Here is a 20,548-nt window from a genome sequence, read left to right on the forward strand (position 1 = left end):
GCCGTCAGCTCTTGGTGCGCTGGGCGCGCTCCTTGAGCTCCTTCATCGCCTGGCCGCGGGCGCTGCTGGCGGGGCACGGTCCGAGCAGCTGCGTGAGCAGCTGGCGCAGGGCCTCGGCGTCGTCGGCGCGGCGGGCCCGCTCGGCCTGCTTGAGCAGGTCGTCGGCGACGTCGGCGGTGGTCGGGTGGGTGTGCTGCTGGCAGGGGCAGGCGGTGACGGGCTCGCCGACGAGCGCGGCGACCTTCCCGGCCTGCTCCTCGAAGGGGATGCAGCCCTCGTGCCGGTACTCGGGCCGCGGGGTGTTGTCGCCGTTGCGCCCCCGCATGTGGCTCCACCAGCGGACGACCGTCTTTCCGTCCAGTTCACAGGTGAGGTCCCACGGGTTGTCTGACCCCGGGTAGCCGGTGGGGTTCCCGTCCTCGTCCTCCGGCTTCCAGGCCAGTTCGGCGAGGCGCCCGAACGCGATGGCGGCGCTGATGATGTTGCGCCGGGTGGGCTTCAGCTTCGGGGAGAGCCAGGGGACGATGCCCGCCTCGGCGGCCGGGGGCTCGGCCGGTGCGGCGCCCGGCTCGACGGCGCCGGAGTCGACCAGGTCGACCAGGTGCGCGGCGGCGGCGTGCCGGTCGTCGTGGCGGGTCTCCTCCGGCTGGCCCGGGACGACGGCGTACCAACCGCCGTGCCATCGGTAGATGTGGCCGGTCGGCTTCCCGTCGACGGCGACGGGGTAGCGGCCGTTTGCGGCGCGGTCGCCGATCTCGTAGCGCTCGGCCGCCGCGGTGGCGTCGGTCGTGGTCATGATGATGGTGTTCCTCTCGTCAGGGACGGATTTCGAGTGAGTTCGGGGCGGCGGTGCCATCCGCCGCCCCCGGGGGGCTGGGGTCTACCGGCCGGGCGGGGCGCGCGGTGCCGGCCACCGACGGCGTGCCGTCGGCTACGGCCTCGCTGACCGCCGTGGTGCGCGGCCGCGCCGGGGCCCGGGGCCTGTCGGCGCGGCCGCGCGCTTCAGCGGTCAGTCCCGACGCATACGCTCTGCGGGCCGTTCGGGCCCTCGAAGACGACGTTGACGTGGGTGCGCTCGCGGGTGATGCGGTCGGCATCGGGCCGGGTCTGCCACTCGCGCGGGCGGTCGGCCAGAGCCTGGAGCGCGGCGGCGCGGGTGCAGTTGCATCCGGTCTCGTCGCAGATCGGCAGGACGGCGTCCGCCGTGCGCACCGGGGTGCAGAACGGGTCTCCGTAGGAGACCAGGTGGTCGTAGTAGTAGATCCGGCCGGTTTCCGTGCGGACGGTGTCGGCGTGGGTGCGGCGGTGACGCTCGGCAAGGGCCCTGCCGTACGCGCGGGCGGTCTGCATGTGTCCTCCTGGTGCCGGGTTTCGAGGGGCCCGGGGCGGCGGTGCCATCCGCCGCCCCGGGGTGGGTGTCGCTGCGCGGTTACGCGTCGGCGAGGGTGAGCGGGACGTCGCGCCCGATGGCGGCGGCCAGTCCACGCTCGCGGGCGAGGTTGTCCAGCCCATCGCTCAGCTCGGCGTTGATGGTGTGGCAGCGCAGGTATCGCGCGCCGAAGCCGTGGCACCAGACGGGGAAGCCGTTGGCCTTGAACCGGTCGTCGATGATCCAGTGGGTTTCGTCGACCAGGCGAGAGAGGAACTGCGTCTCGGCCTCCTCGCCCTCGACGGCGATCTTGAGCTGGGCGTACAGGCCGATCAGCTCCATGCCGAAGAGTCCCGCCTCCTGGTGGCGCTTCAGCTCGATGACGGTCCCGGTGAGGGTGTAGGTGCCGTCCTCGTCTTCCAGCGTGACGGCGATGACCTGCGGGTCGGTCTGGGTGGTCACGGTTCCTCCGTGGGGTCGGTGCGGGTTTCGAGTGGTGGTGTCGGTCGGGGTGCCACCCCCTCCCAACAGGTACAACATTACCAGCATTGAGCCGGAAATGGAAGCGGGGAAGCGGGTCCTACCAGGGGATTTCCAGGTCGGCCCGCCACCCCGCGCGCCCCGATGCGGGCGCACTGGGGCGCGGGGCCGGCTGCCGGTCGGCGCCCCGCTTCCGGGAGGGTGGGCGACCGGCGCGGCTGACGTCGGAGCCACTACAGGCCGTCGCGTCCCGCCCTGACCGGCGGGCCGGGCCGGGCCGGGGCGGCGGGCCGCCGCCCCGGTCGCCGGTCAGAAGTGGGACCAGTGCCCGGGGTCGGCCTCGACGGCCGCCTGGTGGGCGCGCACCGCCTCGATGGTCCCTTCTGTGACCACTCGGTAGTGCGCCTCGTGCACGGCGACGTGCAGCGCGATGTACTGGGTGAGCTTTTCGCGGTCGGTGCCGCCCCGACCCATGTACCGGGGGCACTCGTCGCAGATCACGCGGTAGACCGGCACCCGTCCGACCTCCTCGCCGCGCGTGGCGCGGCGGGGCGCGGTGCTGCCGGGAATCCAGCGGGTGCCTGCCGACGGCGCGGGGTGCTGCGCCGCGTGCCGCCGGACGTCCCACGCGTGCTGTTCAAAGTCGTCGGTGACGGGGCCCAGCCACTGCGGGCAGTGGTCGCACACCACGTGATAGAGCGGCGCGGTGTCGACGATGCGGCCGTAAACGGCGAACGCGGGAACGGTGCTGGTGGTCATGCTCGGGGCCTCTCTCGCGCTGGTGGGGTTTCGAGGGGCCGGGGCGGCGGTGCCATCCGCCGCCCCGGCGGGGGCGTAGGTCAGCTGATGTCCCAGTCCACGCGGCGGCGGGTGACGGGGGTAAGGGCGCGCTCCAGGCGGAGGGCCTGACGGCTGGCGGGGTCGCGGCGGAACGGGGCCGTGGCCAGGGCCGCGCGGGCGGCGGCGCGGTCGCGGCGGTGCGCGGCCTTCTGGTACGCCTTGCGCTTGCCGGGAGTGTCCTGGGCCTGCCCCCGGGCGACGGCGCGGGCGGTGAGCTGCGGGTGGCCGTCCTCGTCCCGCGCGGCCGTGGTGAGAATGCCCTTCCGGGCGGCGGCGCGGTCGTCCATGCCCAGCAGACGGGCGGGGTTGCCCGCGCGGGCGGCGCGGTAGCGGCGGTGGTGGTGAGTACGGGCCACGATGTTCCTCCGGTGGTGCGGGTTTCGAGGTGTGTCGGTCGGGGTGCCACCCCCTCCCAACAAGGACAACATTACCACAGTTGGGCCGGATCGGGAAGCGGAAAACCGGGTTTCACCTGGGGTTTTCCGCCTCCCTGCCGGTCCTTCTATGCGGCGTAGCGGTAGACCGGCCGGTCCTCGCCGGGCACCTGGGGCGCCCCCTCGGGGGTGATGCGCGCGGTGACGAACTCGCCGTCGTACGGCTCGACGGCGAACCCCTGGGCGTCCGCCCACTCGCGGGCCGCGTCCGCCGCGCCGGTCTCCTCGCCCTCCTCGTATGCGACGACCATCACGACGTCCGGGCCGAAGAACAGCGTGGCGTCGTACCAGACGTTCATCAGGGTGTCGCGGATGCCGTCCGGGTCAACGATGGCGGCGGGCGTGACGACGATGCGCTGCACCGGCACCCGGTGGGGCTCCGGGCGGACGTTGCAGGTGCAGGTGAAGAACTCGGGGGCGCGCGTCGCGGTGGTCATGTCCTCTACCTCCAGCGTTCGGGTTTCGAGTGGTGGTGTTGGTCGGGGTGCCATCCCCTTCCAACAAGGACAACATTACCAGTGTTGGACCGGAAATGGAAGCGGGAAAGGGGGTCTGACCAGGGTTTTTCTCGGATTTCTCGCGGTGGCGCGCGTGCCCTCCGGGCCGGGCCGACCCCCTTCCTTGCCAGCCGCTTTTCAGCACCACGACGGGCCCGCAGACGGCGGACGGCCGGTCACGTAAACCGCCCAGGGACGCCGCTCCCCCGCTCCCCCCGCGGACCGGTCACCTTCTCCTCGACGTGCAGCTGCTCCGCTCCCCCGTCTCGAACCTCAGCCCCTGGTCGTCACCACGACGGTGCCGGCGGCCAACGACGCACCGGTGGACTCGCCCCGGCCACAGCGGAGTTCAGCCACGGTCCACCTCCCCGGGGGGCGGGCGCCGGAGGAGCCCCCCGGGGCTTTGCGCAAGGAGCGAAGCGACGCAGCCCGCGCGAAGCGCGGGCCGCAATAAGGAGGGCCCCCAGGGCCCGACGACTGCGGCGCACGGCCGGATCGCACCGAAGGTGCGATGCCCCACCACGAAACCCGCGGCCGCACCGCCGACCCCCGCCACCGGCGCCGGGGGAGCGCGAGGGGGCGGCGCGAGAGCGCCCCTCGCAAACCGGCCCCCCGGGCCGGGTGCCGGAAGACACGACGCCGCGCACCCACGCCGGCCACCACAACGCCACCGCCGCCCACGGCGGTGCGGAACCCGCTCGGGGCGCCGGACCCCCGCCACCGACAACAGACCGGCGCCCCCGCCGCGCCCGGGGCCCGTGCTCCAGACGCGGGAGGGGACGCGCGGTTACGCCTCGGTGGCGTAGGCGGCGAGTTGCTCGACCAGTTCGAGCGCGTCAAGGTCGCACGTGCACTCCATGCCGTGCCCCCGCGCGTGGTGAGCGTTGTTGATCTGCACGGCTCGGATGAGTGCCTGCCGGAGCCGTTCGGCCGGGCGTACGGCCACGTCGTGGACCTGCTGAACGTAGTCGGCTCCGTCGGGCTTCTCGTATCCCAGGGAGTGCCGCAACTCGTCTGCGATGTCTTCGGCGATGACCCTGGAGTGGATGTGCTGCTCGGTCGGCAGGGGCTGGCCCTCGTAGTCGTGCGTGGCGGCGTCGTACCTGATGGTCCCCAGGAAGTGGGCGGTTACGGCGTTGATGCTGTTGCCTCCTGACGTGCGGGCGGGTTTCGAGGGGCCCGGGGGCGGCGGTGCCATCCGCCGCCCCCGGTGAGTGGGGGTCAGTGCTGGCGCTGGCTGTTGTAGGCGGCCTCAACGGCCCGGCTGACCTGGATGAGCACGCGGTCGCTGACTCCGGCGATCGTGGTGCGGAGGAGTCGCGCCCCGGCCAGACCGGCCGCGCGGCCCGGCGGGAAGCCGAACCGGTTGCGGTTGGCCTCGTAGGCGTTCGCGACCGTGGTCAGTGCGCGGTCGGTGGTGAAGCGGTCCGTGAGGAACTGCACCGGGAGTCCGGCCATAACCGGGCGGACGACGTCGGTCGTGGCGGAGACGATGAAGTCGATCATCTGGGCCAGTTCGATGGTCTCGGGGTCGGTGACGGAGTTGATCACTCCCCAGACGGTCCCGGGGTACTCGCGGTGCGCTTCGGTCGCGGGAACCTCGGCGATGATCTTGCCGCCCTCGAACACGGTGATCGTGGTCTCCGTGAGTTCAGCGGTGCGGCGGCCGTCTGCGGTGCGGAAGTTCGAGAGGATCATTGCCCTGCCTCCGTGGTGCGGGTTTCGAGTGGTTCTCGTTGTTCGGGGTGCCATCCCCTTCCAACAAGGACAACATTACCAGTGTTGGGCCGGAAATGGAAGCGGGAAAGGGGGTCTGACCAGGGTTTTTCTCGGATTTCTCGCGGTGCCGCGCGTGCCCTCCGGGCCGGGCCGACCCCCTTCCTTGCCAGCCGCTTTTCAGCACCACGACGGGCCCGTAGACGGCGGACGGCCGGTCACGTAAACCGCCCACCGCTGCCGCTCCCCCAGGGCCGGCCCGCAGCCTGGCGCCGGGGCCGGCCACCGGCGCCGGGGGAGCGCGAGGGGGCGGCGCGAGAGCGCCCCTCGCACCCGGCCCCGGCCGGGTGCCGCACCGTGGCGACGCGCACCGGCCGTGGGCTGCCTCGGCGCGGCCGTCGCCCACGGCGGGGCGGGGCCCGCTCGGGCGCGGCGGCCGCACCCCCGGCGACCGGCCGCCGCCTCCGCCGCGCCGGGGGGAGGGGGTCCCCTCCCCCCGGCTTCGGGTCACCCCTGGGCGGGGGCGGTCTCCAGGGCGGCGCTCACCGGCTGGGCCTGCTCGCGCTGCTGGTCGGCCTCGATCATCTCGGCGCGCTCCGCCTGGTAGGCGGCGTGGGCCGCCTCCTCTGCCACGCGGGCCGCCTCGGCCTCCTCGTCCGCCGGGGCGGTGGTGGCGAGAATCGCGCGAGCGGCGCGGAGGACGGTTTCACTGGCGGCGGCGAGCGTCGCCCGCACCTCCTCGGCGGTCCGGCCTGCCCAATCCGCGATGTACGGGACGGAGGTTAGGGCGGCGTCCAGCCCGGCCGCCCCGGCCACGATGTACGCGACGGATTCGGCCTCACACTCCATGCGGCCCCGGTGCCTGCGGTACTCGTCAAGGTCCGCGACGTGTCCGCACTCGATGTGTCCGACTTCGTGGGCGAGCGTGATCACGCGGTGCGCCTCGGGGTCGTCCTCCTTGATGCCGACTACGCGGGTCCTGGGGTCGGTGTACCCGTCCTCACCGCTGGTGGGCTCCAGGCGGACGGAGTAGCCGTGCACCTTCTCCGCGTGGTGGGTGAGGCGTTCCCACAGTTCGGCCGGGGCCTCGCCGGTCACCTTCACGCCGAGCGCGTAGGCGGCCTCCGGCGTCTCGTCCGGGGTGGTCCCCTCGTCGGGGTCGGTCTGGCTGATGTCGAACACCGGCACGGTCTTGAAGATGACGCGCTTCTGTTCCTGGCCGTTCTCGTCAAGGACGGGGTTACCGTCCTTGTCCTTCTTCTTGACCGTCATGGGGGCGAAGATCCGCAGCCCCTTTTCCCCCTTGCGGACGTGGCGGCCGTGCTCCTTCCACTGCTTGAAGCTCCGGACCTGGGTGGCGTGCGGGCACTGGGCCAGGATCAGCAACATGTTGTTGACGGAGTAGCGGCCGAGGTTCGCGACGGTGGCGCGGAGCATCGCCTTCCACCCGTCGGCGGATACCAGGGACGCAATCGCGTCGTTCAGCTGCTCATGGAGGGCGGCTACCTCGGCCTCGCGCTCCTCGGCGGACTTGGTGGAGCGGCGGCGCGTCGTCTTGGTGGCCATTTCGGTGCCTCTCTTGCGGTGCGGTTTCGAGGTGTGTCGGTCGGGGTGCCATCCCCTCCCAACAAGGACAACATTACCAGAGTTGGGCCTGATTTGGAAGCCGAGAGGGGGCCTGACCAGGGATTTTTTGATCCGGCCCCCCCGCGGGGGCCGGGGCGCTGGCCGCGCCCCGGCCATTCGGGTCACGCCTTGGCGGCGGCCTTCGCCTTGCCCTTGGCCTTCACCTTGCGCAGCTTCAGGGGGCGGCCGGGCTCCGCCTCCTCGACCAGTCCGGGAACGTCGTACGCGCAGATGCTGAGCACGTCGCCGAGGTCGGCCAGGAGGCGGCGGGGCGTCCCGCGCCGGTTCCCGAACCCTCGGGAGTAGTGGACGCGGCCGCCGCGCTCGGTCATGGCGTCGGAGTACCACACCCCCTCGCCGATGAGGCGGCTAGCCATGATGGTCACGGGGCGCTGTCGCGGGCTCGTCTGGATCGTGAGCCGGGCAACCAGTCCGACCGAAACCCCCGCCTCGCTGATCACCTCGGCGCGCTCCACCGTGTCCACCGTGACGCGGTAGCTGATCGCCAGACCGGACTCCGGGTGACGGGTGTTGATGACGATCGGCTCGGGGGTCTCGCTGGCCTTCGCGGCGGCGGGGCGGGAGTTGCGGGCCTTGACGTTCATATCCAGCACCTTTCGGCGGGTTTCGAGTGGTCCTCGTTGTTCGGGGTGCCATCCCCTCCCAACAAGGACAACATTACCAGTGTTGGACCGGAAATGGAAGCGGGAAAGGGGGTCTGACCAGGGTTTTTCTCGGATTTCTCGCGGTGCCGCGCGTGCCCTCCGGGCCGGGCCGACCCCCCTCCCTGCCAGCCGCTTTTCAGCACCACGACGGACCCGCAGACGGCAGACGGCCCGCCACGTAAACCGCCCAGGGACTCCGCTCCCCCGGGCCTGCCCTGCACATCTCGACGTCGACCAGCTCCCCCTCAACCCCTTCTTCGACCTCAACCCCCTGACGGTCACCACGACGGTGCCGCCGGCCGACGACGGCGCGCTCGTGCCGCCTCGGCCACAGCGGAGTTCAGCCACGGTCCACCTCCCCGGGGGGCGGGCGCCGGAGGAGCCCCCCGGGGCTTTGCGCAAGGAGCGAAGCGACGCAGCCCGCAGGGAGCGCAGCGACCGGAGGGCCGCAATAAGGAGGGCCCCCAGGGCCCGACGACTGCGGCGCACGGCCGGATCGCACCGAAGGTGCGATGCCCCACCACGAAACCCGCGGCCGCACCGCCGACCCCCGCCACCGGCGCCGGGGGAGCGCGAGGGGGCGGCGCGAGAGCGCCCCTCGCAAACCGGCCCCCCGGGCCGGGTGCCGGAAGACACGACGCCGCGCACCCACGCCGGCCACCACAACGCCACCGCCGCCCACGGATCGCAGCACGGTGCGGCGCGCGCGGCCACCCCAGCCACCGACAACAGGCCGGCGCCCCCGCCGCGCGCACGACGCCTCCCTCCCCGCACGGCTTCCGTGCCGTGCGGGGAGGGAGCGAACCGGCCTGTCAGAAGAGGGCTTCCCCGTCGAACAGCCCGATGGTGCCGGTTGCCTTGTCGTCCCCCATGCCGAACAGGGCGGCCTGTGCCGCCTTCGGCTTGACGGCGAACTCCGTGGCGGGCATGGCGAGCCAGTTCCTGGACTTGGGGGCCGTCGGGGCCGTGGCGGCCTTCGCCGGGCGCGTCCGCGCTTCCTCAAAGTCGGCGGTCACGATCTCCGTGCGCGGGGCGGCGTCCCGCCACTCGTCGACGTACTGGGACGTGTCGACGCTGCATCCCTGCTCCAGAGTCACCCCCGTCTGACGCTCGAACCGCTCGTACTGGGCGGTCCGCTGCTCAGTGAACGCGCATCCGCTGTTCCGGAAGGGGGCAGACTCCTGGGGGATGAGGAACACCCCCTGACGGGCCACCTCGGCGGCGATGTCGATGACGTGGTACTCGAATTGGGGGCCGCTGTAGCGGGGGGCGGTGCGCCCGTTCCTGGAGACCCGGCCAAACGGCGGGTTGGCCAGGGCCACATCGAACTGTCCGCCCAGGTCCATCGTCGGCACGTCGAAGACGTCGCCACAGATCCAGGTGGCTTCCGGCAGGACCTTGCGCCCGATCCGGACGTACTCCGGGTTCTTCTCCACGCACACGATCTCTCGGGCGGCGCCGTGGGCGCCGAGGTACTGGTGAGCGGTCCAGGCCAAGCGGCCGATTCCCGCGCACAGGTCGATGACCCGCGCCTTGCCGAACGCATTCAGGGTGAGGTCTGCGGCCAGTCCGCCAGGCGTGAAGAACGCGCCGTCGAGCCGGGCCGTGCCCTCCTCCATCCAGTGGTCCAGGACGAATTCCCGCTCGTCCGGCGTGAGGTCGCGGTCCAGGCCGGCCAGGGCGGCCGCCTTGCGGTGCTGGATCGCGGTCTCGGTCGTCATCTTCGCCATGAGGGGCACGCCCTTTCGGTGCGGGTTTCGAGTGGTGGTGTCGGTCGGGGTGCCACCCCCTCCCAACAAGTACAACATTACCAGCATTGAGCCGGAAGTGGAAGCGGAAAACCGGGCCTGACCTGGGTTTTTTCGCCGCCCCGGGGGCGGCGACCGCCGCCGCCCCCGGGAACTCGTTCACTGCTTGACGGTGTCCTGCGACTGCCGGGCCTGATAGTCGGCCACCGCCTGCGCGAGGGTCTGCCCGACGCTGCCGCGCGGGCCTTCGTGCCCGCCGTGTCCCGGCGCCCCCTCCGGCGTCCAGTCGACCGGGACCGGCCGTTCGTTCAGGTACAGCCGGAGCGCGGCGGCTCCGCTCTTGCGGCTGTCGACGCTGAACACGGCCGTGCCGATGACCGGCAGACAGACGGTGACGTTGGTCCACACGTACGGGGCGGTGCGCCACTCGTCGTGAACGACGCGGGCGGGTTCGACCTGGAAGAGGTCGGCCAGCGCTGCGGTGAACTCGCGCGCGGCCTCGTGCGTGTCGAGCGGGGAGGGGGTGGGGGCGGGGGTGCCGTCGTAGCCAATGGCGGTGTGCATCTGGAACTTCATGGCCTGCTCCTGGTACGTGGTGTGGGTTTCGAGCGGGCCGGGCGGCGGTGCCAACCGCCGCCCGGCCGGGTGGGGTCAGTGCGTGGCGGCGGCCTCCTCGTCCTCGGTGCGCCACAGGGGCAGGGCCTCGAAGTCCTGGGACGGCGCGAGCTTGACCACGGCGGCGCGCACGGTGGCGGCCTTGACCGTGGCGGGCATAAGGGCCGCGACGGCACGGGGGTCCTTGTTCGCGCGCCACATGGCGTACAGCACGCGCTGACGCTCGGCGCGGGCGCTGGCCAGCGCCTCACGGGCGGCCTGGTAGGCCGCTTCGGCCTCCAGTCCCTCCATGAGCAGGGGGGTGTCGATGCCGTCACCCTCCCGCTGGCGGGCCGCCTCGATCATCTCCGCGCGCATCGCCTGGTAGGCGGCGTGGCCGATCGCCTCCGCCTCGGCCTGGCGCTCGGGGGTGATCTGCTCGCTCATGGTCCGTACCTCCGGTGATCGGGTTTCGAGTGGTTCTCGTTGTCCGGGGTACCACCCCCTTCCAACAAGGACAACATTACCAGCATTGGGCCGGAAACGGAAGCAGGAAAGGGGGTCTGACCAGGGCTTTTCTCGGATTTCTCGCGGTGCCGCGCGTGCCCTCCGGGCCGGGCCGACCCCCCTCCTTGCCAGCTCCTCCACCCGGGCCCCGGCGGGCCGGTCACCTTCTTCTCGACGTGCAGCTGCTCCGCTCCCCCGTCTCGAACCTCAGCCCCTGGTCGTCACCACGACGGTGCCGCCGGCCAACGACGCACCGGTGGACTCACCTCAGCCACAGCGGAGTTCAGCCCGCCCCCCGTCCCCCGGGGGGCGGGCGTCCGGAGGAGCCCCCCGGGGCTTTGCGCAAGGAGCGAAGCGACGCAGCCCGCAGGGAGCGAAGCGACCGGAGGGCCGCAATAAGGAGGGCCCCCAGGGCCCGACGACTGCGGCGCACGGCCGGATCGCACCGAAGGTGCGATGCACCCCGGCGGATCGTCACGGGCGAGGACGGCGGGAGCGTCCTCGAGGTCGCCGCCGCCCCGGCCACGGCCGGGCTCGCCACAGTCGCGGCGGCGACCACGAGGAAAGCGCCCCGGATGCCAGGCGGCCCCCTGGTCCGGCGGGGCCGGCCATCGGCGCCGGGGGTGCGCGAGGGGGCGGCGCGAGAGCGCCCCTCGCAACCCGGCCCCCGGGCCGGGTGCCCCACCACGGCGCGGCGTGGCGGCACCGGCCCCGCGGCGCGGCCGTCGTGCACGGTGAGGCGGAGCTGGCAGCGTGCGCGGTCAGGTGCGGGTCTGCGGCCTGTCGGCGCGGTGGCCGCGCAACGCGTTCGGCCCGGGGCGGCAGATGCCGCCCCGGGCCGGGGGGTCAGCTGGCGAACAGGGGCTCTTGGACCGCCTCGATGGTCGGGGGCGGTGGGGCGTGCTGTTCACGGTGCTGGAGGTGACGGTCCACGGTCCACGTGATCCACTGCCACTCGGGCAGGAGCGGACTCTGGCGTCCGGGCTGCTGGCGGAAGGTCGTCACGCCTGCCGCGCGGGCGGCGTTGCGGATCGGGGAGATGTCCGGGAGGAGGTGCTCGGGCCGGACCAGGTGGACGGTGCTGTCGAGCCAGACCCACACCTCGCACTTCGGGCGTCCGAGTGTGGTCAGGATCGCCAGGTGGTGGATGTCGCCCCATCCCGGGTGCAGTCCTCCGGGGCTGACCCAGAGGGTGGTGCCGGGTTCGATGTCGCCGGGCCGGCTGGGTGTGTGGTCGTACGGCGGGCGCTGACGCCGACGGCGCCGGGGCTTGTCCGGGTAGTAGTGGCTGGGTGGGTAGCGCGGGTTCCTCTGGTGGTGCTGGTGAAGTTCCTCCGCTTCGGCGCGCAGGGCGTCGGCCGGGGTGTAGCAGCGGGGGCCGAGGTGCCAGTGGCGGGGCAGTTTGGTGTCCCAGTACGTCGGGCTGCCGCAGGAGGAGCATTGCCCTCGGGTGAGGTACGGCTCGGCGGTCGGGCACGGCCAGAGCGTGCGGCATTGGCGGCAAGTCCATGCCGGATCGGCCGAGTTCGGCAGGTGGGCGTCTGGCAGGTAGATCGGCCGTGGGCGCCAGTCTTCTCCGGTCACGCTCGCCTCCGTGAAGGGGTGGGCATCGTCGTTCCTGTTCTCGAAAGGCGCCGGGGCCGGGGCGCGGTGCGCGCTCCGGCCCTGGCGGGGTGCGGTGGGTTCAGCGGCCGGTGTGCTCCTCGTCGTCGCGGGTGGTGATGGCCTCGGCCGTGTCCAGGGCCTGCTCGGCCAGGTGGAGGGCGGCCGCCAGGGCCTGCGGGTCCTCCTCGGCGGTCTTGCGGGCGCGGTCCAGTGCGCGCACGGCCTGCCGCGCCGCGTGGTAGCCGGTCTCGTGCTGGCCCTCGGCCCAGCAGGCGAACAGCAGGAGCTCGACCTCCACGCCGTTGATGGCCTTGGCCAGGGAGCCGTCGCCGGTCCGAGCGGCGGCGAGGGCCTGGCGGCCGGTGTCGATCCGGAAGGTGGGGATGCTGGACAGGAGCGCTGCCCCTTCGGTGAGTCCGGCCTGGGCCGGGAGGGGGAGAACGGTCTTCTCCAGGGCGATGGCGGCGGCGGTCAGCATGGCGACCGCCGCGCCCGCGTTGGGCACCGTGTGGGCGAGGTGCCTGCCTGCCCTGGCGTAGGCGACTGCGAGGGCGCCCCACCGGGCGGCCTGGGCCGGCTGGTCGTTCTCGACCGCCAGGGCCTGCTCGTCGGCGGCGATCCGGGCCCGGTGGTGGCACACGGCGGACTGCATCCGCAGCCAGCGGCGGCCGGGTGCGTTGCACCGGTTGTTCTCGATGTCCTGCACGGCGGCGCGATAGGTCTGGGCGGTCTGTCGGGCGCGGAGGACCGGGCGGCCGATGGCCTCCGTGAGCATCCGGCCGCCGTTCCCGGTCACCAGCAGGTCCCTGCGGTAGCGGGCTGCGGCGGCGTCGCCGCCGATGAGGTCCGGGGTGGGGGTCATGCGATCTTCTCCTCGGTGAGGTGGGGGTTTCGAGCGGGACCCGGGGGGCGGCGGTGCCATCCGCCGCCCCCCGGGCAGGGGGCCGCGTACCTACTCGCTGCGGCGGGTCTGCGGGGGGAGTTGGCCGTCGTCGCCCTCGTTGTGCGGGGCGTCGGCGTCCACGTACCGGGCGTTCAGCTCGGCGGGCAGGAACGCCCAGTCGGTCGCGGGGGTCGTGTACCGGACGACGGCGACGCGGCCGGGCCGGGGCGTCCTGTCGCCTTCGCGGGTGTGGACGGTCGGGCCGACGTAGGTGATGTGGCCGTGGCCGTTGGGTTCGGGGATCGTCTGGCCGGGCTTGATCTCCTTGCCTGTGGCGAGGTCGACCAGCCGGACACCGGAGTTCTGGCGGGGGAAGGCGGGGATGACTCGGGCGTTGAAGTCGTCGTTCACGCTGCGCTGCTCCTCGTGGGGGTGTGGGGGTTTCGAGGGGTCCGGGGGCGGCGGTGCCATCCGCCGCCCCCGGCTGAGGGTGGGCTACTGGAACGAGCGGGTCAGGACGTCCCGGAGGGCGCGCGTGTCGGTGCAGACCGCGCTCATCGGGGAGTCGAGCGCCGCCCCGAAGGCGGCGGCGTGCAGCTGGGCACCGGTGTGGCCGCTGCGGCTGGCAGTGAGGTAGCCGTGCCAGTAGGCGGCGAGCACGCTGTCGCTGAGGCCGGCCAGCTCCTCCTGCGGGGCGCGGTCGTCGTCAGCGGCGGCGGTCAGGAGACGGTCCCGCAGAGCGGCCAGGGGAGCCTGCGGGAACTGGGTGATCGTGATCATGTCCGTATCCCTCGGTGTGGGTTTCGAGTGGTGGTGTCGGTCGGGGTGCCACCCCCTTCCAACAAGGACAACATTACCACCTTTCCCCCGGAAGGGAAGGGCTGTTCGCGCGTTTCCCGGGTCTTTTTCGCCCCCTGCCTCCGACCCGCTACCCTGGGGTTACCTCGTATCGCGTGGAAGTAGCGCCCCTTCTGGGATGTCGCCACCACGCGCGGTGCGGGTTTCGAGGAACCGGCGACCGCGCCAGCCTGCCGCACTTGTGCGGGGGGTCCTGCCTTATGGCAGGGCGGTCGCCGGTTTTTTTGCTGCCCCGGCACCCTGGCCGGGGCGTCACGGCCTGCCACCGGTCCGCGTCGTGCCGGGCGGAGTCGGCCGGCTCCACGCGGCACGATGCCGGTCCTTGGGGCTCACGCGGCGGTGAGGCTGCGGGCGGTGGCGCACTGGACGACGGCGACCACCAGGGCGGCGGTGTCCTGCTCGAAGGGGAGCCGTACGCCGCTGGACTCGTAGATCCGGGTCGCGCCCTCGCGGCTGCGGGTTCCGTGCGGCCGGTAGCGGGCGATCCACCCGCAATGCCAGTCGGCCCGCCCGTCGATCAGGCCGCGCTGGTCAGCGATCCGGATCTCGGCTCCTCCCTCGACGTCAACCACGATCCGGCTCCCGTCGTAGCGGCGGGAGACCAGGGTGCGCACGGTCAGGCCGTGGTGCGCCAGGGTGCGAGTCAGCCGCTCGCCCGTGGTCTCGGGGGTGTCCTGCATGGTCATCTCCTCGCGGGGTGTGGGGGTTTCGAGGGCCGGGGCGGCGGTGCCATCCGCCGCCCCGGCAGGAGCGGGCCCGCCCTGGCGGGCCCGCTGGGTGCTGCTACTCGTCGTCCGGCTCGCCGGGCTCGGTGCCCGGCTCGGCCTCGGCCTCGCGGCCCTCGCTCTCCTGGGCACCTTCGGCCTCCCGGGCTGCCTTCTCCTCGGCCTCCCGCTTGAGCCGGGCCTCCTCGCGCTCGCGCTCCCAGCGCTCGCGCTGGGCCTGGCGCTCGGCCTCCTGCTTGGCCTTCTCCTCGGCCTGCTGCTGGGCGGTGGCCAGGGTCTCCTCCTCGACCTCGGAGAGGCTGTAGCCGTGCTTCTTCAGGAAGTTCAGCCACTCGACCGTCTTGCGCTCGATGGGCTTGCGGCGGCCGAACTCGTCCTTCTTGCCGCGCCATGCCTCGTCGGTCATGTGCTCGAACTCGTACATGCCCGCGATGTGGGCGAACAGGAGCCACCAGTACCGCTTGGCTCCGGTGCGCTTGATCAGCTTGGCCACGGCGTCGGGCCGGGTGTGCGTCAGGTTCTCGTCCTTCAGGAACTTCGACAGCAGCCTGCCGTAGTCACCCGTCACGTAGTGGGTGTAGGCGTAGCTGCCCGTGATGATCCCCGTCAGTACCAGGTCCTTCACGTCGGCCGGGGCCTCGCCCTTGTCCTGGCACATGTCGACGATGAACGCCTGCCGGACCTCGCGCACCGAACGCCAGGCGGCGTTGTTGGCCTTCACGCGCCGGGCTTCGGCGCGGGCGGCCTCGCGCTCGGCCTCGGCCTTCTCGTCGACCTCCTCGCTCCCGCCGTCCTCGTTCTGGGCGGCCCCGGTGATCCGGTGGCCGTGCTTCTTGAAGTCGCGGCAGATCCAGACCACTTCGCCGTCGGCCGGGTCGAACGTGGCGGCGTGGCCCTCACAGGTCTCGTTGTGACCGGCTTCGGTCAGCGGGCGGCCGATCGCGCTCTCCAGCTCCTCCAGCGGGCGGGCGGCGCTGTACTGCCAGCTGTGGGGCCAGCCGATGACCGGGATCATCTTCTTGGCCAGCTCGGCCGTCGCCGCTGCGATGCGCTCGGCCTTCTCCTTCTCGGCCCTCAGCGCCTGCATGGCCTGACGCCACGCGCCCCGCTTGGTGTTGCCCTCGTCGGTGTCCTTCCGCTTGGCCTGCTCCAGCTTCCACAGAGCGTTGGGCACGTCCTCGACCTCGGCAAAGTCGGCCTGCTCGACCCAGTCGAACTCTGCCCCCTGGTCCCACAGTTCCTCGATCACCTCGGGGGCGATCTTGGCGACCCGGGGGGCGGCGTCCAGTTCCTCCGTGGTCCGGCCGATGGCGGCCGCGAGCTGGGCCTTGCGGGCCTTGGGCACCCGCTTGGCGTTGACCATGAGAGCGAGCTGCTGGGCGGCGTCCAGGTCGTCCTGGACGCTGGCGGCCGCGCGGTGGACGTTCTCGACCATGGACCCGGCCAGGGCCTCGTCGTCCACGCCCGTCAGGTCCTCACGGACGATCACGCGGACCTTCCGGTACTTGCGGCCCTCGGCCACGGCCCGCTCGGCGGCGGCGCGCGCGGCCTTCATCCGCCGCTGGCCCATGACGATGCCCAGCTTGCCCTCGTTCGCTCCCACCTGGGGCCGCAGGACCGGGGCCTGCTGGACACCCACGGCGTCCACGCTGGCGATCAGGCCGGGGTCGGGCTCGGTGGTGTCCTCCTCGCCGTCCTCGCGCTTCTTGCGGTGGTTGAACGGGTCGACGATGACCCGGCTCTCCTCGGGCTCGTCGGGACGGAAGTCGGTGAGCGGGTCGATCCACTCCAGCCGCCCGGCGTCCGCCTCTTCTGCGATGGCGGCCGGGGCCTGCTCGTTCTGCGTCACGGTCAAGGTGAGTCCCTTCGTGGGTGTGGGTTTCGAGGTGTGTCGGTCGGGGTGCCACCCCCTCCCAACAAGGACAACATTACCAGTGTTGAGCCTGATCGCCAAGGGTTTCGGTGCCTGTGACCAGGGTTTTTCTCGTGAATTCGAGCCGGGCCGCTCGACGCTGGCCCGTCGCTCCGGGTCGGTTCCGCACCACCGGCTGGGCACGCGGCGGCGGTGGTGTCCGCCCACCGGCAGGCGCGGCCGGCGACTCCAGTGCGGCCCGGCCGGCGCTGACGGACAGTCCGCCCGAGGGGCGGCGCGGATACCTCAGCTGATGATGGCGGCCGTCGCGCTCGGCGCGTTTCCCAGCCGCCCCGGCCTGTGCTGGCCGGGGCGGTACGGGGCCGTCGCCTCGGGGGCTCCGATGTCAGCCGATGGGGTCCTGTTCGGCCCCTTCTCCGCCGTGCTCCTCGATGAGCGCGCGGACGGCCGAAACCGGCACGTCGTAGAACAGACGCCCGGTGGCGTCCTCGCCGTCGGAGGTGAGCCACAGCTCCCACTGGTCCTCCCCCTCCCACGCCTCGCTGTTGGGGACGTCGACCCCCTCGACCAGGTAGACCTCCTCGAACTGGGCATTTCCGGGCTGGCCCTTGACGCTGAGGCCCTTCCCGTCGGCCAGGAAGATGCGCCGGTAGTTGCCGTCCGTGCCGTGCGCCGCGAGATAGTCGAGTCGGGCGGTGATCATGTTGGGACTCCGTTCGGTGTTCGGGTTTCGAGGGGGCCGGGGCGGCGGTGCCATCCGCCGCCCCGGCCGGGCGGTCTCAGTAGGGCAGGCGTTCCGTGGGGCGCATGATCGTGATGACGCGCTCCCCGTGGTCGCCCGGCGACGACTCGGCCACGAGGGTCACGCGCCGGGCGTCGCGGGTGATGCCGTCGACGGGAACGCGGTACAGGGTGAGCGCGAGCCGGGGCTGACGGCCGGAGCCTGCGGCGGCCTTGATCGCACGGGACGCGGTGAGCAAGAGGTCCCATTCCCGCTCGGTCTCGTCCAGCCGGATGCCGGTCGTCCAGGCGTACGCCTCGGGGACGGCGACACAGTCGCGGTAGACGGCCTCGGTCATGGCGACCGGGGCGGGGAACTCCATCTCTTCGGCAATGCCGGGGTCGGCTTCGATCAGGAGACCGTCCTTGATGGCGTGGGCGCGGGTGTAGACGGTGCCGGTCATGCTCACGGGGTTGCCTCTCTTCGTCGTGCGGGTTTCGAGGGGGCCGGGGCGGCGGTGCCATCCGCCGCCCCGGCCGGGCGGGTCAGAAGTGGTCGGAGTGAACGGCGGTGTGCGTGCCGGTGAAGGTGGCCACGACCTTCATCTGGTTGCCCGCCTCCAGGAGCAGGGCGCGGCCCTCCAGCCCCTCGAACTGGTCGACGTGCATGACGTGGGCCTTTGCCGCCTGAAGGAGCGCGTCCATCTCGGCGGCCAGCGGCGAGGATGCGCGGACGTGCACGACCTCGGGCGCGTAGTGCGCGTACTCCTTGGCCGTCCAGTCCAGGACCACCGTGTACGACCGCAGACCCGCCCGGCGGGCCGCGCGGTGACGGGCTCGGATGGTCTTGAAGGTCTCGATCAGGGCGCGCATTGAGTGCTCCTCGTTCGGGTTTCGAGTGGTGGTGTTGGTCGGGGTGCCATCCCCTTCCAACAAGGACAACATTACCAGTGTTGGACCGGAAATGGAAGCGGGAAAGGGGGTCTGACCAGGGTTTTTCTCGGATTTCTCGCGGTGGCGCGCGTGCCCTCCGGGCCGGGCCGACCCCCTTCCTTGCCAGCCGCTTTTCAGCACCACGACGGGCCCGCAGACGGCGGACGGCCGGTCACGTAAACCGCCCAGGGACGCCGCTCCCCCGCTCCCCCCGCGGACCGGTCACCTTCTCCTCGACGTGCAGCTGCTCCGCTCCCCCGTCTCGAACCTCAGCCCCTGGTCGTCACCACGACGGTGCCGGCGGCCAACGACGCACCGGTGGACTCGCCCCGGCCACAGCGGAGTTCAGCCACGGTCCACCTCCCCGGGGGGCGGGCGCCGGAGGAGCCCCCCGGGGCTTTGCGCAAGGAGCGAAGCGACGCAGCCCGCGCGAAGCGCGGGCCGCAATAAGGAGGGCCCCCAGGGCCCGACGACTGCGGCGCACGGCCGGATCGCACCGAAGGTGCGATGCCCCACCACGAAACCCGCGGCCGCACCGCCGACCCCCGCCACCGGCGCCGGGGGAGCGCGAGGGGGCGGCGCGAGAGCGCCCCTCGCAAACCGGCCCCCCGGGCCGGGTGCCGGAAGACACGACGCCGCGCACCCACGCCGGCCACCACAACGCCACCGCCGCCCACGGCGGTGCGGAACCCGCTCGGGGCGCCGGACCCCCGCCACCGACAACAGACCGGCGCCCCCGCCGCGCCCGGGGCCCGTGCTCCAGACGCGGCGAGAAGGAGCGTCAGGCGGCGGGCATGGGGTAGTCCATGCGGGATGTGACGTCGTAGGTGTTCTCCGGGACCTTGTGGATGTATCGGCTGGTGGGCGCGAAGTCGTACGAGCAGTAGTTGCTCCAGGGGCTTCCCGGCCAGTAGACACGGGCCATCGGCGCCCCGGCCCAGTGGTGGAACCACAGTTCCAGCACGACGCCGGTCGCGTGGCTGCCCTCGGTGGTGACGGTGTCGCCGACGGCGAAGCCGTACACGGCGCGCTCGCGCGCGATGGCCACCGGGTCGGCCAGGCGCATGGCGGCCTCCTCGGAGCGGCCGTTCACCCAGCGCCCCGACCACGCCACGGTGAACGCGTCGCCCTCGACGGAGGTGACGGTGCCGCGCTGGATCACGGGGCGCGCCTTCCCCACCTTGTCCCGGGCGTCGTCGTGCATCGGGTCGTAGATGAAAGTGCGCTCCACCCGGTCACCGGGGCGGTATCCGCCGGAGCGATCGGCGTAGGTGTCTCCAGGGATGTACTCGCGGGGGATGATCAGCACCGTTTCCTCGTCGTGCCACACGTCCGACTGGCCATCCAGGGCGATGTATCCGTTCAGTGCGGCGGGCAGGGCGGGGAAGCACGCGACGCTCTGCATGAGGGTGTCGAGACGGTTCGGGTTCAGGGGGCGCTCGAACTCGCCGAGCACCCAGTCACCGGGGCGGACGTCGGCGATCGGGCACAGACGGACCCCGCCCATGTCGGCACCTGCTGGGGGCTGGCGGTACAGGGAGTCGGTGGGCCGGTTGGTGACGATCAGCGGGTAGAACGCGGCGTCGATGACGGCCATGGTGGACCTCCGGGTGGTGCGGGTTTCGAGTGGTGGTGTCGGTCGGGGCGCCACCCCCTCCCAACAAGGACAACATTACCAGTGTTGGGCCTGATTTGGAAGCGGGAAAGGGGGTCTGACCAGGGTTTTTCTCGGATTTCTCGCGGTGCCGCGCGTGCCCTCCGGGCCGGGCCGACCCCCCTCCCTGCCAGCCGCGTCTCAGCACCACGACGGACCCGCAGACGGCGGACGGCCCGCCACGTAAACCGCCCAGGGACGCCGCTCCCCCAGACCGGCCCGCACCTCGGCGCCCGGGGCCGGCCACCGGCGCCGCCCGACGGCGGCGCGGGGCGCTCGGGCGCGGCAGGCGCGGGCGTTGACGGTGGGCCGGCGCCCACTGCTACACCGAAGGGGGGCGGACGCGCACCGGCGTCCGCCCCCCTTCGGCTCTAGGTCATCAGGGCCGGGGGTCGTCGTACCAGACCACGGAGACGTCGGGCTCGACGACCAGCATGGAGCGGGACCGGTTGACGCGCCAGATGTGGCGCTTGATGGTCTGGTGCGGCTTCTCGGTGGGGCGGCAGCGCACCGGGCCGAAGTGGACCGGGTTCGCCGCCTCGAACAGGTAGTCGTCGATGCGGATTCCGGCCGTGATGGTCGCGGTCTTCATCCACCCCGTGCCCTTGTCGGAGAAGCAGCGCACGAACACCTCGGGCGTCCCCTCCCCGGCTTCGATACGGGCGATCAGCGCCTCTTCCTCCGCCGCCTCCTCGGGGGTGAGAGCGGGGGCGTGAGGGTCGGCGTCCAGCTCGGCCGCCAGGGCGCCGTGGTGCGGGCGGATCGCCGCCCGGATGGCTGCCGCGGTACCGGGGAAGTGCAGGCTCGGCTGGGCCGCGTGC

At 72.4% G+C, this 20,548-nt stretch carries 24 protein-coding genes; all 24 read right to left on the reverse strand.

What is annotated here, in order from left to right; all coding sequences use genetic code 11:
* Positions 1–4: 4 nt before the first annotated feature.
* Complete coding sequence (locus tag IAG42_RS37760; RefSeq protein WP_188342154.1) at positions 5–796, reverse strand: hypothetical protein; 792 nt, start codon at positions 794–796, stop codon at positions 5–7.
* Between the two features lie 206 nt (positions 797–1,002).
* The gene (locus tag IAG42_RS37765; protein ID WP_188342155.1) at positions 1,003–1,350 is read right to left on the reverse strand and encodes a hypothetical protein; all 348 of its coding nucleotides are present in this window, start codon (positions 1,348–1,350) and stop codon (positions 1,003–1,005) included.
* A 79-nt stretch (positions 1,351–1,429) separates the two neighbouring features.
* The gene (locus IAG42_RS37770) at positions 1,430–1,831 is read right to left on the reverse strand and encodes a hypothetical protein (protein WP_188342156.1); all 402 of its coding nucleotides are present in this window, start codon (positions 1,829–1,831) and stop codon (positions 1,430–1,432) included.
* A 327-nt stretch (positions 1,832–2,158) separates the two neighbouring features.
* A complete protein-coding gene (locus IAG42_RS37775; RefSeq protein ID WP_188342157.1) occupies positions 2,159–2,608 on the reverse strand; it encodes a hypothetical protein in 450 nt (149 codons plus the stop codon).
* An 80-nt stretch (positions 2,609–2,688) separates the two neighbouring features.
* Positions 2,689–3,045, reverse strand: a complete 357-nt coding sequence (locus tag IAG42_RS37780) for a hypothetical protein (protein ID WP_188342158.1) — start codon at positions 3,043–3,045, stop codon at positions 2,689–2,691.
* A gap of 146 nt (positions 3,046–3,191) precedes the next feature.
* Positions 3,192–3,560 (reverse strand): hypothetical protein, encoded by a 369-nt coding sequence (locus IAG42_RS37785; RefSeq protein WP_188342159.1) that lies wholly within the window; start codon positions 3,558–3,560, stop codon positions 3,192–3,194.
* Between the two features lie 847 nt (positions 3,561–4,407).
* A complete protein-coding gene (locus tag IAG42_RS37790; RefSeq protein ID WP_188342160.1) occupies positions 4,408–4,818 on the reverse strand; it encodes a hypothetical protein in 411 nt (136 codons plus the stop codon).
* Positions 4,819–4,841: 23 nt separating this feature from the next.
* Positions 4,842–5,318: a hypothetical protein gene (locus tag IAG42_RS37795; RefSeq protein ID WP_188342161.1), complete on the reverse strand. Its 477-nt coding sequence runs from the start codon at positions 5,316–5,318 to the stop codon at positions 4,842–4,844.
* Between the two features lie 525 nt (positions 5,319–5,843).
* Positions 5,844–6,902 carry an ArdC-like ssDNA-binding domain-containing protein gene (locus IAG42_RS37800; protein ID WP_188342162.1) on the reverse strand — a complete coding sequence of 353 codons (1,059 nt, stop codon included), beginning with the start codon at positions 6,900–6,902 and terminating at the stop codon, positions 5,844–5,846.
* Between the two features lie 182 nt (positions 6,903–7,084).
* Positions 7,085–7,567: a hypothetical protein gene (locus IAG42_RS37805; RefSeq protein ID WP_188342163.1), complete on the reverse strand. Its 483-nt coding sequence runs from the start codon at positions 7,565–7,567 to the stop codon at positions 7,085–7,087.
* 872 nt (positions 7,568–8,439) lie between these two features.
* The gene (locus tag IAG42_RS37810; protein ID WP_188342164.1) at positions 8,440–9,357 is read right to left on the reverse strand and encodes a class I SAM-dependent methyltransferase; all 918 of its coding nucleotides are present in this window, start codon (positions 9,355–9,357) and stop codon (positions 8,440–8,442) included.
* A 177-nt stretch (positions 9,358–9,534) separates the two neighbouring features.
* The gene (locus IAG42_RS37815; RefSeq protein ID WP_188342165.1) at positions 9,535–9,951 is read right to left on the reverse strand and encodes a hypothetical protein; all 417 of its coding nucleotides are present in this window, start codon (positions 9,949–9,951) and stop codon (positions 9,535–9,537) included.
* Between the two features lie 75 nt (positions 9,952–10,026).
* Positions 10,027–10,416: a hypothetical protein gene (locus IAG42_RS37820; protein WP_188342166.1), complete on the reverse strand. Its 390-nt coding sequence runs from the start codon at positions 10,414–10,416 to the stop codon at positions 10,027–10,029.
* Between the two features lie 906 nt (positions 10,417–11,322).
* The gene (locus IAG42_RS37825) at positions 11,323–12,060 is read right to left on the reverse strand and encodes a hypothetical protein (RefSeq protein ID WP_188342167.1); all 738 of its coding nucleotides are present in this window, start codon (positions 12,058–12,060) and stop codon (positions 11,323–11,325) included.
* Between the two features lie 100 nt (positions 12,061–12,160).
* A complete protein-coding gene (locus IAG42_RS37830) occupies positions 12,161–12,943 on the reverse strand; it encodes a hypothetical protein (protein WP_188342168.1) in 783 nt (260 codons plus the stop codon).
* 90 nt (positions 12,944–13,033) lie between these two features.
* Positions 13,034–13,375: a hypothetical protein gene (locus IAG42_RS37835; protein ID WP_188342169.1), complete on the reverse strand. Its 342-nt coding sequence runs from the start codon at positions 13,373–13,375 to the stop codon at positions 13,034–13,036.
* An 84-nt stretch (positions 13,376–13,459) separates the two neighbouring features.
* On the reverse strand, positions 13,460–13,744 hold the full coding sequence (locus IAG42_RS37840; protein ID WP_188342170.1) for a hypothetical protein: 285 nt from the start codon (positions 13,742–13,744) through the stop codon (positions 13,460–13,462).
* A gap of 407 nt (positions 13,745–14,151) precedes the next feature.
* On the reverse strand, positions 14,152–14,502 hold the full coding sequence (locus tag IAG42_RS37845; protein WP_188342171.1) for a hypothetical protein: 351 nt from the start codon (positions 14,500–14,502) through the stop codon (positions 14,152–14,154).
* Positions 14,503–14,605: 103 nt separating this feature from the next.
* A complete protein-coding gene (locus tag IAG42_RS37850) occupies positions 14,606–16,402 on the reverse strand; it encodes a ParB/RepB/Spo0J family partition protein (RefSeq protein ID WP_188342172.1) in 1,797 nt (598 codons plus the stop codon).
* A gap of 403 nt (positions 16,403–16,805) precedes the next feature.
* Positions 16,806–17,123, reverse strand: a complete 318-nt coding sequence (locus IAG42_RS37855) for a hypothetical protein (protein ID WP_188342173.1) — start codon at positions 17,121–17,123, stop codon at positions 16,806–16,808.
* 76 nt (positions 17,124–17,199) lie between these two features.
* On the reverse strand, positions 17,200–17,604 hold the full coding sequence (locus tag IAG42_RS37860; RefSeq protein WP_188342174.1) for a DUF6573 family protein: 405 nt from the start codon (positions 17,602–17,604) through the stop codon (positions 17,200–17,202).
* An 82-nt stretch (positions 17,605–17,686) separates the two neighbouring features.
* Positions 17,687–18,013: a hypothetical protein gene (locus IAG42_RS37865; protein WP_188342175.1), complete on the reverse strand. Its 327-nt coding sequence runs from the start codon at positions 18,011–18,013 to the stop codon at positions 17,687–17,689.
* Positions 18,014–18,854: 841 nt separating this feature from the next.
* Positions 18,855–19,670 (reverse strand): hypothetical protein, encoded by an 816-nt coding sequence (locus tag IAG42_RS37870; RefSeq protein ID WP_188342176.1) that lies wholly within the window; start codon positions 19,668–19,670, stop codon positions 18,855–18,857.
* A 436-nt stretch (positions 19,671–20,106) separates the two neighbouring features.
* On the reverse strand, positions 20,107–20,548 hold a 442-nt coding region (locus IAG42_RS37875), incomplete at its 5' end, for a hypothetical protein (RefSeq protein WP_188342177.1).

Source organism: Streptomyces xanthii (genome assembly GCF_014621695.1).
Classification (GTDB): Bacteria; Actinomycetota; Actinomycetes; order Streptomycetales; family Streptomycetaceae; genus Streptomyces; species Streptomyces xanthii.

Excerpts from the sequence above, each read along its gene's own strand:
- IAG42_RS37860 (WP_188342174.1), bottom strand. The coding sequence starts at position 17,604 with ATGACCGGCACCGTCTACACCCGCGCCCACGCCATCAAGGACGGTCTC.
- IAG42_RS37805 (WP_188342163.1), bottom strand. The coding sequence starts at position 7,567 with ATGAACGTCAAGGCCCGCAACTCCCGCCCCGCCGCCGCGAAGGCCAGC.
- IAG42_RS37820 (WP_188342166.1), bottom strand. The coding sequence starts at position 10,416 with ATGAGCGAGCAGATCACCCCCGAGCGCCAGGCCGAGGCGGAGGCGATC.
- IAG42_RS37845 (WP_188342171.1), bottom strand. The coding sequence starts at position 14,502 with ATGCAGGACACCCCCGAGACCACGGGCGAGCGGCTGACTCGCACCCTG.
- IAG42_RS37810 (WP_188342164.1), bottom strand. The coding sequence starts at position 9,357 with ATGGCGAAGATGACGACCGAGACCGCGATCCAGCACCGCAAGGCGGCC.
- IAG42_RS37840 (WP_188342170.1), bottom strand. The coding sequence starts at position 13,744 with ATGATCACGATCACCCAGTTCCCGCAGGCTCCCCTGGCCGCTCTGCGG.
- IAG42_RS37870 (WP_188342176.1), bottom strand. The coding sequence starts at position 19,670 with ATGGCCGTCATCGACGCCGCGTTCTACCCGCTGATCGTCACCAACCGG.
- IAG42_RS37785 (WP_188342159.1), bottom strand. The coding sequence starts at position 3,560 with ATGACCACCGCGACGCGCGCCCCCGAGTTCTTCACCTGCACCTGCAAC.
- IAG42_RS37800 (WP_188342162.1), bottom strand. The coding sequence starts at position 6,902 with ATGGCCACCAAGACGACGCGCCGCCGCTCCACCAAGTCCGCCGAGGAG.
- IAG42_RS37865 (WP_188342175.1), bottom strand. The coding sequence starts at position 18,013 with ATGCGCGCCCTGATCGAGACCTTCAAGACCATCCGAGCCCGTCACCGC.
- IAG42_RS37815 (WP_188342165.1), bottom strand. The coding sequence starts at position 9,951 with ATGAAGTTCCAGATGCACACCGCCATTGGCTACGACGGCACCCCCGCC.
- IAG42_RS37855 (WP_188342173.1), bottom strand. The coding sequence starts at position 17,123 with ATGATCACCGCCCGACTCGACTATCTCGCGGCGCACGGCACGGACGGC.
- IAG42_RS37790 (WP_188342160.1), bottom strand. The coding sequence starts at position 4,818 with ATGGCACCGCCGCCCCCGGGCCCCTCGAAACCCGCCCGCACGTCAGGA.
- IAG42_RS37765 (WP_188342155.1), bottom strand. The coding sequence starts at position 1,350 with ATGCAGACCGCCCGCGCGTACGGCAGGGCCCTTGCCGAGCGTCACCGC.
- IAG42_RS37795 (WP_188342161.1), bottom strand. The coding sequence starts at position 5,318 with ATGATCCTCTCGAACTTCCGCACCGCAGACGGCCGCCGCACCGCTGAA.
- IAG42_RS37775 (WP_188342157.1), bottom strand. The coding sequence starts at position 2,608 with ATGACCACCAGCACCGTTCCCGCGTTCGCCGTTTACGGCCGCATCGTC.
- IAG42_RS37760 (WP_188342154.1), bottom strand. The coding sequence starts at position 796 with ATGACCACGACCGACGCCACCGCGGCGGCCGAGCGCTACGAGATCGGC.
- IAG42_RS37830 (WP_188342168.1), bottom strand. The coding sequence starts at position 12,943 with ATGACCCCCACCCCGGACCTCATCGGCGGCGACGCCGCCGCAGCCCGC.